Annotated in this window: 10 protein-coding genes; all 10 read left to right on the top strand. The window is 64.3% G+C overall.

Going from position 1 to position 12717, the window contains the following annotated elements:
• Window positions 1-33 precede the first annotated feature (33 nt).
• The 10 genes from CAF70_RS05110 to CAF70_RS05160 all read left to right on the top strand — a co-directional run bounded on the left by CAF70_RS05110 (window position 34) and on the right by CAF70_RS05160 (window position 12583).
• Window positions 34-2259 carry an NADP-dependent isocitrate dehydrogenase gene (locus CAF70_RS05110; protein ID WP_085621929.1) on the top strand — a complete coding sequence of 742 codons (2226 nt, stop codon included), beginning with the start codon at window positions 34-36 and terminating at the stop codon, window positions 2257-2259.
• Window positions 2260-2450: 191 nt separating this feature from the next.
• On the top strand, window positions 2451-2891 hold the full coding sequence (locus tag CAF70_RS05115) for an NUDIX hydrolase (RefSeq protein ID WP_085621928.1): 441 nt from the start codon (window positions 2451-2453) through the stop codon (window positions 2889-2891).
• Between the two features lie 60 nt (window positions 2892-2951).
• A complete protein-coding gene (gene mnmA, locus CAF70_RS05120) occupies window positions 2952-4076 on the top strand; it encodes a tRNA 2-thiouridine(34) synthase MnmA (protein ID WP_085621927.1) in 1125 nt (374 codons plus the stop codon).
• A complete protein-coding gene (hflD, locus tag CAF70_RS05125) occupies window positions 4073-4699 on the top strand; it encodes a high frequency lysogenization protein HflD (protein ID WP_085621926.1) in 627 nt (208 codons plus the stop codon). Before mnmA ends, hflD begins: the two co-directional genes overlap by 4 nt.
• A 215-nt stretch (window positions 4700-4914) precedes the next feature.
• Window positions 4915-6285 carry an adenylosuccinate lyase gene (gene purB, locus CAF70_RS05135; RefSeq protein WP_063912590.1) on the top strand — a complete coding sequence of 457 codons (1371 nt, stop codon included), beginning with the start codon at window positions 4915-4917 and terminating at the stop codon, window positions 6283-6285.
• Window positions 6286-6366: 81 nt separating this feature from the next.
• Window positions 6367-7533 carry a cupin domain-containing protein gene (locus CAF70_RS05140; protein ID WP_085621924.1) on the top strand — a complete coding sequence of 389 codons (1167 nt, stop codon included), beginning with the start codon at window positions 6367-6369 and terminating at the stop codon, window positions 7531-7533.
• Complete coding sequence (locus tag CAF70_RS05145; RefSeq protein ID WP_003258855.1) at window positions 7526-7954, top strand: GNAT family N-acetyltransferase; 429 nt, start codon at window positions 7526-7528, stop codon at window positions 7952-7954. The genes CAF70_RS05140 and CAF70_RS05145 overlap by 8 nt, the downstream gene beginning before the upstream one ends.
• A gap of 222 nt (window positions 7955-8176) precedes the next feature.
• Window positions 8177-10132, top strand: coding sequence for a DNA topoisomerase III (locus tag CAF70_RS05150; RefSeq protein WP_085621923.1), 1956 nt, complete (start codon window positions 8177-8179; stop codon window positions 10130-10132).
• Between the two features lie 129 nt (window positions 10133-10261).
• On the top strand, window positions 10262-11551 hold the full coding sequence (locus CAF70_RS05155; RefSeq protein WP_085621922.1) for an FAD-binding oxidoreductase: 1290 nt from the start codon (window positions 10262-10264) through the stop codon (window positions 11549-11551).
• 201 nt (window positions 11552-11752) lie between these two features.
• Window positions 11753-12583: an alpha/beta fold hydrolase gene (locus CAF70_RS05160; protein ID WP_085621921.1), complete on the top strand. Its 831-nt coding sequence runs from the start codon at window positions 11753-11755 to the stop codon at window positions 12581-12583.
• Window positions 12584-12717 lie beyond the last annotated feature (134 nt).

Genomic DNA, 12717 nt, shown 5'->3' on the forward strand with positions numbered 1-12717 from the left:
CGAGCACGCTCAGCACACAGAGAGTTAACCCGCATGCCCACCCGTTCCAAGATCATCTATACCTTCACCGACGAAGCCCCCGCCCTCGCCACTTACTCGCTGCTGCCGATCATCGAAGCCTTCACCGCTTCGGCTGACATCGCCGTCGAAACCCGCGACATCTCCCTGGCTGGCCGTATCCTCGCCGCTTTCCCGGAGCAACTGGGCGCAGAGAAGCAAGTAGGCGATCACCTGGCGGAACTGGGCCAGCTGGCTACCACCCCGGAAGCCAACATCATCAAGCTGCCAAACATCAGCGCCTCGGTACCGCAACTGAAAGCCGCGATCAAGGAACTGCAGGGCAAGGGCTTCAACATCCCTGACTACGCCGACGAGCCGGCCACCGAGCAAGAGAAAGAATCCCGCGCCCGCTACGACCGCATCAAGGGCTCCGCCGTGAACCCGGTACTGCGCGAAGGCAACTCCGATCGCCGCGCGCCGCTGTCGGTCAAGAACTACGCCCGCAAGCACCCGCACAAGATGGGCGCATGGGCTGCCGACTCCAAGTCGCACGTTGCCCACATGACCCAGGGCGACTTCTACGGCAGCGAGAAAGCCGCACTGATCGAAGCTGACGACAGCCTGCGCATCGAGCTGGTCGGCAAAGACGGCAGCACCACCGTGCTGAAAGAAAAGACTGCGGTAAAAGCCGCCGAAGTCATCGACTGCGCCACCATGAGCCGCAAGGCCCTGAAAGCCTTCATCGCCGAACAGATCGCCGATGCCAAGGCCTCCGGCGTGCTGCTCTCGGTACACCTGAAAGCCACCATGATGAAGGTCTCCGACCCGATCATGTTCGGTGTCATCGTCGAAGAGTTCTACAACGACGTGCTGGCCAAGCACGCCGCAGCCCTGGCTGAAGTAGGCTTCAACGCCAACAACGGCATCGGCGACCTGTACGCCCGCATCAAGGACCTGCCAGCCGAGAAGCAGGCCGAGATCGAAGCCGACATCCAGGCCCTGTACGCCCAGCGTCCGGCCCTGGCCATGGTCAACTCCGACAAAGGCATCACCAACCTGCACGTGCCGAGCGACGTAATCGTCGACGCCTCGATGCCTGCCATGATCCGTGACTCGGGCAAGATGTGGAACGCCGCCGGCGAACTGCAAGATGCCAAGGCAATTATCCCGGACCGCTGCTACGCCGGTATCTACCAGGCCACAATCGAAGACTGCAAGGCCAACGGTGCCTTCGACCCGACCACCATGGGCAGCGTGCCGAACGTCGGCCTGATGGCGCAGAAGGCCGAAGAATACGGCTCCCACGACAAGACCTTCCAGATCAAGGCCGACGGCGTCGTGCGCGTGGTCGACAGCAAAGGCAAGGTGGTTCTCGAGCAGAACGTCGAAGCCGGTGACATCTTCCGCATGTGCCAGGTCAAGGACGCGCCAATCCAGGACTGGGTCAAGCTGGCCGTCAACCGTGCCCGCCTGAGCAACACGCCGGCAGTGTTCTGGCTGGACCCGGCCCGCGCCCACGACGGCGTGATGATCGAGAAGGTGCAGAAATACCTGAAAGATCACGACACCAGTGGCCTGGACATCCGCATCCTGGCGCCGGTCGACGCTATCAAGTTCTCCCTGGCCCGCATCCGCGAAGGCAAGGACACCATCTCGGTGACCGGCAACGTGCTGCGTGACTACCTGACCGACCTGTTCCCGATCATGGAACTGGGCACCAGCGCCAAGATGCTGTCGATCGTACCGCTGATGAGCGGCGGCGGTCTGTTCGAAACCGGCGCCGGCGGTTCGGCACCGAAGCACGTGCAGCAGCTGGTGGAAGAGAACTTCCTGCGTTGGGATTCGCTGGGTGAATTCCTGGCCCTGGCCGCTTCCCTGGAGCACCTGGGCAACACCTACGACAACCCGCGCGCCAAAGTACTGGCCAACACCCTGGACCAGGCCACTGGCAAGTTCCTCGACACCAACAAGTCGCCGTCGCGCAAGGTCGGTGGTATCGACAACCGTGGCAGCCACTTCTACCTGACCCTGTACTGGGCCCAGGCCCTGGCTGCGCAGAACGACGACGCTGCCCTGCAGGCACGCTTCGCGCCACTGGCCAAGACCCTGACCGAGAACGAGGAGACCATCGTCGCCGAGCTCAACGCCGTCCAGGGCAAGCCGGCCGACATCGGTGGCTACTACGCCCCGGATGCCGAGCTGACCGCCAAGGTGATGCGCCCAAGCCAGACCCTGAACAGCGCCATTGCCGCCCTGTAAGGCTCGCTTGAAGTAACAGCACAAACCCCGGCCACGCACCGGGGTTTGTGCTTTCTGGATAAACGATTTCTGGCCGCCAGCGCGGACCCTGTGGGAGCGGGTTTACCCGCGAATGCGATGGCGAATCCACTGACGCATTCGCGGGTAAACCCGCTCCCACAAGGGCTGTGCAGGCCTCTAAGGAGCTGTTCATGACCTGGCAACCCCACATCACCGTCGCCACCATCGTCGAACACGAAGGCAAGTTCCTCTTCGTCGAAGAGTTCAAAGCCAACCAGCACGTCTTCAACCAACCCGCCGGCCACCTCGAACCCAACGAGACCCTGCCCCAGGCCGCCCTGCGCGAAACCCTCGAAGAAACCGCCTGGGAAGTCGAGCTTACCGGCGTGGTCGGCATCTACCTGTACACTGCCCCAAGCAACGGCGTGACCTATCAGCGCATCTGCTTCGCCGCCCGCCCCGTGCGCCATCACGCCGACCTGGCACTGGACCGCGACATAGTCCGCGCCGTGTGGCTGACCCGCGACGAACTGCTGGCCGACCCAGCCCGCTGGCGCAGCGAACTGGTGCCACGCTGCCTCGACGACTACCTCAGAGGCCCCTTGCACAGCCTCGACCTGCTGCGCGACTGACGCGCCGTCGCAGGTTTGATAGAATCGACGTTTTTCCCCCCTTGATACACACCGGTAACCATGACCAGCCCAGCACTCAAAGACCCCGCCAAGACCCGCGTCATCGTCGGCATGTCCGGCGGCGTGGACTCTTCCGTCTCCGCCCTTCTGCTCATGGAGCAGGGCTACCAGGTGGAAGGGCTGTTCATGAAGAACTGGGAAGAAGACGACGGCACCGAATACTGCACCGCCCGTGAAGACCTGGCCGACGCCCAGGCCGTGTGCGACCGCATCGGCATCAAGCTGCACACCGCCAACTTCGCCGCCGAATACTGGGACAACGTGTTCGAGCACTTCCTCGAGGAATACAAGGCCGGCCGCACCCCCAACCCGGACATCCTCTGCAACCGCGAAATCAAGTTCAAGGCGTTCCTCGACTACGCCCTGTCGCTGGGTGCCGACCTGATCGCCACCGGCCACTACGTGCGCCGCCGCGACATCGGCGAACTCACCGAACTGCTCAAGGGCCTGGACCCGAACAAGGACCAGAGCTACTTCCTGCATGCCGTCGGCGGCAAGGAAATCGCCCGCACCCTGTTCCCGGTCGGCGAGCTGGAAAAGCCCGAAGTACGCGCCATTGCCGAAAAGCACGGCCTGGCCACCGCCAAGAAGAAGGACTCCACCGGCATCTGCTTCATCGGCGAGCGCCGCTTCAGCGACTTCCTCAAGCAATACCTGCCGGCCCAGCCGGGCAACATCGAAACCACCGACGGTGAAGTGATCGGCCGCCACCACGGCCTGATGTACCACACCATCGGCCAGCGCCAGGGCCTGGGCATTGGCGGCCTGAAGGACGCCGGCGACGAACCGTGGTACGTGCTGCACAAGGACCTGACCCGCAATGTGCTGGTGGTCGGCCAAGGCAACGAACACCCATGGTTGTTCTCACGCGCCCTGCTGGCTTCGGAAATTTTCTGGGTCAACCCGGTCGACCTCAGCAGCCCGCGCCAGCTCACCGCCAAGGTACGCTACCGCCAGAGCGACCAGCAGTGCACCCTGGAACTGACCGAAAGCGGTTACCGTGCGGTATTCGACGAGCCTCAGCGCGCCGTTACCCCGGGCCAGTCGGTGGTGTTCTACGACGGCGAAGTATGCCTGGGCGGCGGCGTGATCGAAGCCGCCGAGCCGTGGAGCCCGCGCGCATGAGCAACCTGCAGGAGCAGCTGATTGCATTGGGTGGTGTGTTCCAGGCCGCTGTACTGGTCGACCGCATCGCCCGCACCGGCCAGGCCAGTGAGGCCAACATCGGCTGCATGCTGGGCAGCCTGCTGGTGCGTGACCCCAAGGACACCCTGGAGGTGTTCGGCGGTGACGACCTGAACCTGCGCGACGGCTACCGCGCGTTGGTCGGCGCTCTGGAGCGCGACCCCAGCAGCCTGCAGCGCGAGCCGCTGCGCTACGCCCTGTCGATGCTGGGCCTGGAGCGCCAGCTGAACAAGCGCGGCGACCTGCTCGAAACCATCGGCAACCGGTTGCCGCAAATCCAGTCCCAGGCCGAGCATTTTGGCCTGGTTCACGAAAACGTCATCGCTTCCAGTGGTGCCTTGTACCAGGACACCCTGAGCACCTTGCGCCAGCGCATCCAGGTGCATGGCGACATGCGCTTCCTGCAACAGGCCAGCAACGCCTCGAAGATCCGCGCCCTGCTGCTGGCCGGCATCCGCGCCGCACGCCTGTGGCGCCAGCTGGGCGGGCACCGCTGGCAGCTGGTGTTCAGCCGGCGCAAGTTGCTCAACGAACTGTACGACATGATGCGTAGCACTAACTGAAAGGCTGTACCAGCCTCTGTGGGAGCGGGCGCGCCCGCGAAACAGGCAACTCGGTGGATGGCACCGGCTTCGCCGGTGTTCGCGGGCACGCCCGCTCCCACGGGATCGCATCAAGCACTTTTGTACGGCCGACCTTTGGTCAGCCACCCGACTCGGGCGCATTTTTCATGTATGATATGCGCCCTTCCAAAAGCCTGACTGTCCGAGAACACCCCATGCAGCTCTCTTCGCTCACTGCGGTTTCCCCTGTAGACGGCCGTTATGCCGGCAAAACCCAGGCCTTGCGCCCCATTTTCAGCGAATTCGGCCTGATCCGTTTCCGCGCCCTGGTCGAAGTGCGCTGGCTGCAGCGCCTGGCCGCCCACCCGCAGATCGGCGAAGTGCCGGCGTTCTCCGCCGAAGCCAACGCCCTGCTGGACAGCCTGGCCACCGACTTCAAGCTCGAGCACGCCGAACGCGTCAAGGAAATCGAGCGCACCACCAACCACGACGTCAAGGCGATCGAATACCTCCTCAAGGAGCAGGCGGCCAAGCTGCCTGAGCTGGCCAAGGTCAGCGAGTTCATCCACTTCGCCTGCACCAGCGAGGACATCAACAACCTGTCCCACGCCCTGATGCTGCGCGCCGGCCGTGACGAAGTGCTGCTGCCGCTGATGCGCCAGATCGCCGATGCCATCCGCGCCCTGGCCCACGCCCACGCCGATGTACCAATGCTGTCGCGCACCCATGGCCAGCCGGCTTCGCCGACCACCCTGGGTAAAGAACTGGCCAACGTCGTGTACCGCCTGGAGCGCCAGATCGCCCAGGTGGCCGCCGTGCCGCTGCTGGGCAAGATCAACGGCGCCGTGGGCAACTACAACGCCCACCTGTCGGCCTACTCGCAGATCGACTGGGAGCAGAACGCCCGCGCCTTCATCGAAGACGAGCTCGGCCTGCAGTTCAACCCGTACACCACCCAGATCGAGCCGCACGACTACATCGCCGAGCTGTTCGACGCCATCGCCCGCTTCAACACCATCCTGATCGACTTCGACCGCGATGTGTGGGGCTACATCTCGCTGGGCTACTTCAAGCAGAAGACCGTTGCCGGCGAAATCGGCTCGTCGACCATGCCGCACAAGGTCAACCCGATCGACTTCGAAAACTCCGAAGGCAACCTGGGTATCGCCAACGCGCTGTTCCAGCACCTGGCCAGCAAGCTGCCGATCTCGCGCTGGCAGCGTGACCTGACCGACTCCACCGTGCTGCGCAACCTGGGCGTGGGCTTTGCCCACAGCGTCATCGCCTACGAAGCCAGCCTGAAAGGCATCGGCAAGCTGGAAGTCAACGAAGCCCGCATCGCCGCCGACCTGGACGCCTGCTGGGAAGTGCTGGCCGAGCCGATCCAGACCGTGATGCGCCGCTTCAACATCGAGAACCCCTACGAGAAGCTCAAAGAGCTGACCCGTGGCAAGGGCATCACCCCGGAAGCGCTGCTGACCTTCATCGACGGCCTGGACATGCCAGCCGACGCCAAGGCCGAGCTCAAGCAGCTGACCCCTGCCACCTACATCGGCAACGCGGCAGCACAGGCCAAACGCATCTAAGCTGACCGTCGCGTTCAACGCCCGGCCTGGCCGGGCGTTTTTATTCCCGGAAAGAAATTACATTTTTTCAATAGGTTGAACATGAATCCTGATACTCCACTGCAGCTGCTCGGCGGCATCTCGGCCCGCGAATTCATGCGCGACTACTGGCAGAAGAAGCCGCTGCTGGTGCGCCAGGCCTTCCCGGACTTCATCAGCCCGATCGACCCCGACGAGCTGGCCGGCCTGGCCCTGGAAGAGGAAGTAGAGTCGCGTATCGTGCTCGAGCACGGTGCGCACCCGTGGGAGCTGCGCCGCGGCCCGTTCACCGAAGACACCTTCGCCGAGCTGCCGGAAAAGGACTGGACCCTGCTGGTGCAGGCTGTCGATCAGTTCGTCCCGGAAGTAGCCGAGCTGCTGGAAAACTTCCGTTTCCTGCCCAGCTGGCGCATCGATGACGTGATGATCAGCTTTGCCGCCCCCGGTGGTAGCGTCGGCCCGCACTTCGACAACTACGACGTGTTCCTGCTGCAGGGCCACGGCCAGCGCAACTGGAAGATCGGCCAGATGTGCAGCAGCGACAGTTCGCTGCTGGAGCACGCCGACCTGCGCATCCTCGCCGACTTCGAGCAGAGCGAGGAGTGGACACTGGAGCCAGGCGACATGCTCTACCTGCCACCGCGCCTGGCCCATTACGGTGTGGCCGTGGACGACTGCCTGACCTACTCGGTCGGCTTCCGCGCACCAAGCGCCGCCGAAGTGCTGACCCACTTCACCGATTTCCTCGGCCAGTTCCTGCCCGACGAAGAACGCTACAGCGACGCCGACGCCCAGCCGGTCAGCGACCCACACCAGATCCAGCACGACGCTCTCGACCGCCTGAAGGCGCTGCTCGACAAGCACATGGGCGACAAGGACCTGCTGCTGACCTGGTTCGGCCAGTTCATGACCGAGCCGCGCTACCCCGAGCAGATCGTCGGTGAAGAGCTGTCCGAGGAAGAGCTGATCGATGCCCTGGAACAGGGCGCCATCCTGATCCGCAACCCGAGCGCGCGCCTGGCCTGGTCGGAATTCGAAGAAGACCTGCTGCTGTTCGCCAGCGGCCGCAGTTGCCCGCTGCCGGGCAAACTGCGCGAGCTGCTGAAGCTGGTTTGTGCAGCCGACGCCCTGCACATCGACAACCTGGGCGAATGGCTGCAGGATGAAGATGGCCTTATGCTGGTACAGCAGCTGGTCAAACAAGGAAGCCTGGGATTCGCCGATGAATAAGATTCGTGTGCGTCTTGCCGACTGGCACAAGGACAACGCCGACATCCGCCGCATCCGCGAAGCGGTGTTCATTGCCGAACAGCACGTGCCGCCAGAGCTGGAGTGGGACTCGGATGACCCGACCGCCGCGCACTTCCTGGCCCTGGAAGGCGACTATCCGATCGGCACCGCCCGCCTGCTGCCTGACGGCACCATTGGCCGGGTCTCGGTACTGAAGGACTGGCGCGGGCTGAAGGTGGGTGACGCGTTGATGAACGCGGTGATTGTCGAAGCCCAGAACCGCGACCTGAAGCAACAGATGCTCAGTGCCCAGGTGCATGCCACGCCGTTCTACGAGCGGTTGGGCTTTCGCGTAGTCAGCGAAGAGTTCCTCGAAGCCGGCATCCCGCACGTGGACATGGTGCGCGACTCGCGCGCCTGATACCTGTATCGGCCTCTTCGCGGGCTTGCCCGCTCCCACAAGGACCCCACAGATATTGAATACTGTGCAGTACCTGTGGGAGCGGGCAAGCCCGCGAAGAGGCAGGCACAGCAAAACACATCTGCTCTGAAAAAACCTGTACATCCATCCAGATAAAACTTGCCTCCGCGCCCTCGCTTGCGCATCCTATCGCCCATCACCCCCGATGAAGCGTCCCCGGCCATGCGCCTGTTCCTCTGCGAAAAACCCTCCCAGGCAAAAGACATCGCCAAAGTGCTCGGCGCCAACCGCAAGGGCGATGGCTGTTGGCAAGGCACTGACGTCTGCGTCACCTGGTGCATCGGCCACCTGCTGGAAACTGCTCCGCCCGACAGCTACGACGAACGCTACAAGCGCTGGAACCTGGCCGACCTGCCGATCATTCCGGACAAATGGAAGATGCTGGTCAAGCCCAAGACTGCCAGCCAGTTCAAGGCGGTCAAGCGCCTGCTCGGCGAAGCGCGCGAACTGGTGATCGCCACCGACGCCGACCGCGAGGGCGAAATGATCGCTCGCGAACTGGTCGAGCATTGCCGCTACCGCGGCCCGGTGCAGCGCCTGTGGCTGTCGGCACTGGACGACGCCTCCATTCGCAAGGCCCTGGCGCGACTGCTGCCGGGCCATGAAACCTTCAACCTGTACCACTCGGCGCTGGGCCGATCGCGCGCCGACTGGCTGATCGGCATGAACATGAGCCGGCTGTTCACCCTGCTGGGCCGCCAGTCGGGCTATCAGGGCGTGTTGCCGGTGGGCCGGGTGCAAACGCCAACCTTGCGCCTGGTGGTCGACCGCGACCGCAGCATCGCCGACTTCGTGCCGGTTCCTTTCTGGGCCATCGACGTGCAGCTGGAGCACGCAGGCCAGGGCTTCAATGCCCAGTGGCGCGCTCCCGAGGACGCCTGCGACGACCAAGGCCGCTGCCTGAATCAGCCCCTGGCGCAACAGGCCGCCAGCGACATCAACCAGGCCGGCACTGCCAGGGCCGTGAAGGTGACCACCGAGCGCGTGCGTGAAGCGGCACCCCTGCCCTTCGACCTTGGCACCCTGCAGGAGCTGTGCTCGAAAAAGTTCGGCCTCGGCGCCCAGGAAACCCTCGACATCGCCCAGGCCCTGTACGAAACCCACAAGCTGATCACCTACCCGCGCAGTGACTGTGGGTACCTGCCGCAAAGCCAGCACGGCGAGGCACCGGCCATCCTTGCTGCCCTGCAACGGGCCGATGCCAGCCTGGCGCCGCTGCAACCCTACCTGGAGCCGCAGCGCCGTTCACGGGCGTGGAACGACGCCAAGGTCAGCGCCCACCACGGCATTATCCCCACCGCTGCCGCCAGCGACCCGTCGCGCCTGCCGGCCAAGCACAAGGCGGTGTACACCCTGGTCCGCGCCCGCTACCTGGCGCAATTCCTGCCCAACCACGAGTTCGACCGCACCCAGGCCGACTTCGACTGCGCCGGGCATGCCCTGCGCGCGGTGGGCAAGCAGATCGTCGAACCGGGGTGGCGCCGTGCGCTGCCCGAAGCGCTGACCCCGGCCAGGGGCCGCGAGGCACCACCGGCTCAGGTATTGCCAGCGCTGCGCGAAGGCCAGGACTGCACAGTGCAGGGTCTGCAACTGAAGGACCTGTGGACCCAGCCGCCCAAGCCGTTTACCGAAGGCGACCTGATCAAGGCAATGAAGAACGTCGCCAAGCTGGTAGACGACCCACGGCTGAAGCAGAAGCTCAAGGAAACCACCGGTATCGGCACCGAAGCCACCCGCGCCAGCATCATCCAGGGCCTGCTTGACCGTGGTTACCTGGTGAAGAACGGCAAGGCCCTATCCGCCACCCCTGCGGCCTTCAGCCTGATCGACGCCGTGCCACGCGCCATTGCCGACCCGGGCACCACGGCAATCTGGGAGCAGGCGCTGGACATGGTGCAGAGTGGCGAGATGACGCTGGAGGAGTTCGTCGCCCGGCAGTCGGCATGGATGGGCAAACTGGTCGAACGCTGCAGCGGCATGCGCATGACCATCAGCGGGCCGGCGGCCGGGGCTGCGCCGCCGTGGAAGAAGAAGCGGCGGAGTGGCGGGAAGAGCAAGACAGCAGGAGCCAAGACTGCCAGCAAGCCGCGACAGCCCCGGAAAAAAGCGGCAACCTGAAGCTTTTGCACCGTCATTTCTGGCCCTATCGCCGGCAAGCCACAAGTCCTGCCCGATACATTGGCACCATGAAATTTAACTGCTAAGTTTTCATGAAAATAAACACAATAATTTTCATGAGACCCCTGCATGTTCAAACAATCCGCCCAGCACGTCGCCAGCTACTACGCCCAGACCTACCCCGCCAGCATTCCCCTGCACCCCACCCTGCAAGGCAGCCACGACACCGATGTACTGATCATTGGCGCCGGTTTCAGCGGCCTGCACACCGCCCTGCGCCTGACCCAGGCCGGCAAGCGTGTAACGCTGCTGGAAGCCAGCCGCGTGGCCTGGGCCGCGTCCGGCCGCAACGGTGGCCAGGCACTGCTCGGCTGGTCGTGCGACATGCCGCCGCTGGAGAAGGCCTTGGGCGTCGAACGCACTCGACGCCTGTGGGCGAGCATGTGCTGGGCCGCCGAGGAAATGCGCGAATTGCCCGGACGCCATGGCTTCGACATCGACTACCGATCGGGCAGCCTGTGGGCTGCCGTGCTGCCGCGCAGGGTTAAGCTGCTGGAGGAGGCCCTGCACGAGGCCGAACACAAATGGGGCTACGACGCCCTGCGCCTGATCGGCCGCGACGAGTTGCCGCAATGGATCGACAGCCCGCGCTACCAGGCCGCGCTATACGACGCCAAAGGCGCCCACCTCAATCCGCTCAAACTGGCCCAGGGTCTGGCCAGTACCATCGAGGCAGCTGGCGGGCGCATCTTCGAACAAAGCCAGGTGCTCGACTATCAACAGACCGGTAGCGGCTACATCGCCCGCACCGTGCGTGGCGAAGTGCGCAGCGACGTGCTGGTACTGGCCTGCAACGCCTACATCGACCGCCTCGACCGCAGCCTGTCACGCCGCCTGCTGCCCGTCGGGTCCTACCAGGTGGCCACGGCGCCACTGGACGCGGACTTCGCCCGTTCGCTGCTGCCACGCAACAGTTGCGTGATCGACAACCAGTTCGTGCCCGACTACTTCCGCCTCACCCCTGACCACCGCCTGCTGTTCGGCGGCGGCTGCACCTACCTGGGCGGTATTCCCAAGGACGTCGCCAGCGCTACCCGCCCCTACCTGGAGCGGGTGTTCCCGCAACTGGCCGGCGTAGCCATCGACTACGCCTGGGGCGGCCATATCGATTGCAGCATCCAGCGCACCCCGGATGTCGGCCGCGAGGGCCAGCGCTACTGGCTACAGGGCTTCTCCGGCCACGGTGTACTGCCGACCCTGGCGGCGGCGCGGGCGGTCAGCGATGCCATTCTTGGCGACGACGACCTGCTGGCGTTGTACCAGGGCATCGACAACGGCCGCTTCCCCGGCGGCGACCTGCTGGCAGCACCACTGGAGGCTGCGGCCAAGGCCTGGTACCGGATGCGCGACCGCATCTGATTAGTTGACACAACTCCTGTGGGAGCGGGCATACCCGCGAAACAGGCGGCGCGATGGATGGCACCGGCTTCGCCGGTGTTCGCGGGCTCGCCCGCTCCCACAGGGGACCGTGCAAATCCGCACCCCATAATCTCCAGTGCCAAGCCAAATCCCTCCTATGCTCAATAGCTCCCTTCGCTTCCTGCACACAGGAGACCGCCCATGAGCTATGTAACCACGAAGGATGGCGTACAGATCTTCTACAAGGACTGGGGCCCGCGCGACGCGCCGGTCATCCACTTCCACCACGGCTGGCCGCTCAGTGCCGACGACTGGGACGCGCAAATGCTGTTCTTCCTCGCCCACGGTTACCGCGTGGTCGCCCACGACCGCCGCGGCCATGGCCGCTCCAGCCAGGTATGGGACGGCCACGACATGGACCACTATGCCGACGACGTGGCGGCGGTTGTCGCTCACCTGGGCATCCAGGGCGCCGTGCATGTCGGCCATTCGACCGGCGGTGGCGAAGTGGTGCGCTACATGGCCCGGCACCCTGAAGACAAGGTGGCCAAGGCCGTGCTTATCGCCGCCGTACCGCCATTGATGGTGCAAACCCCCGCAAATCCCGGTGGCCTGCCCAAATCCGTTTTCGACGGTTTCCAGGCCCAAGTCGCCAGCAACCGTGCGCAGTTCTATCGCGATGTACCGGCCGGGCCGTTCTACGGCTACAACCGCCCTGGTGCAGAAGCGAGTGAGGGCATCATTGGCAACTGGTGGCGCCAGGGCATGATCGGCAGCGCCAAGGCCCATTACGATGGCATTGTGGCGTTTTCCCAGACCGACTTCTCTGAAGACCTGAAAGGCATCAAACAGCCGGTACTGGTGATGCATGGCGACGACGACCAGATCGTGCCGTATGAAAACTCCGGGGTGCTATCGGCCAAGCTACTGCCCAATGGCACGCTGAAAACCTACAAGGGCTACCCGCATGGCATGCCGACCACTCATGCCGATGTGATCAATGCGGATTTGCTGGCGTTCCTACGTAGCTGATTGGTCGCCTGCACCGGCCTCTTCGCGGGCACGCCCGCTCCCACAGGTACTGCACAGGCCTTGAGAGGTGCATAGAACCTGTGGGAGCGGGCGAGCCCGCGAAAGGGCCGGCACTGGCAACACACCTCCCCCAG

This window comes from Pseudomonas sp. B19(2017) (assembly GCF_002113165.1).
Lineage (GTDB): Bacteria > Pseudomonadota > Gammaproteobacteria > Pseudomonadales > Pseudomonadaceae > Aquipseudomonas.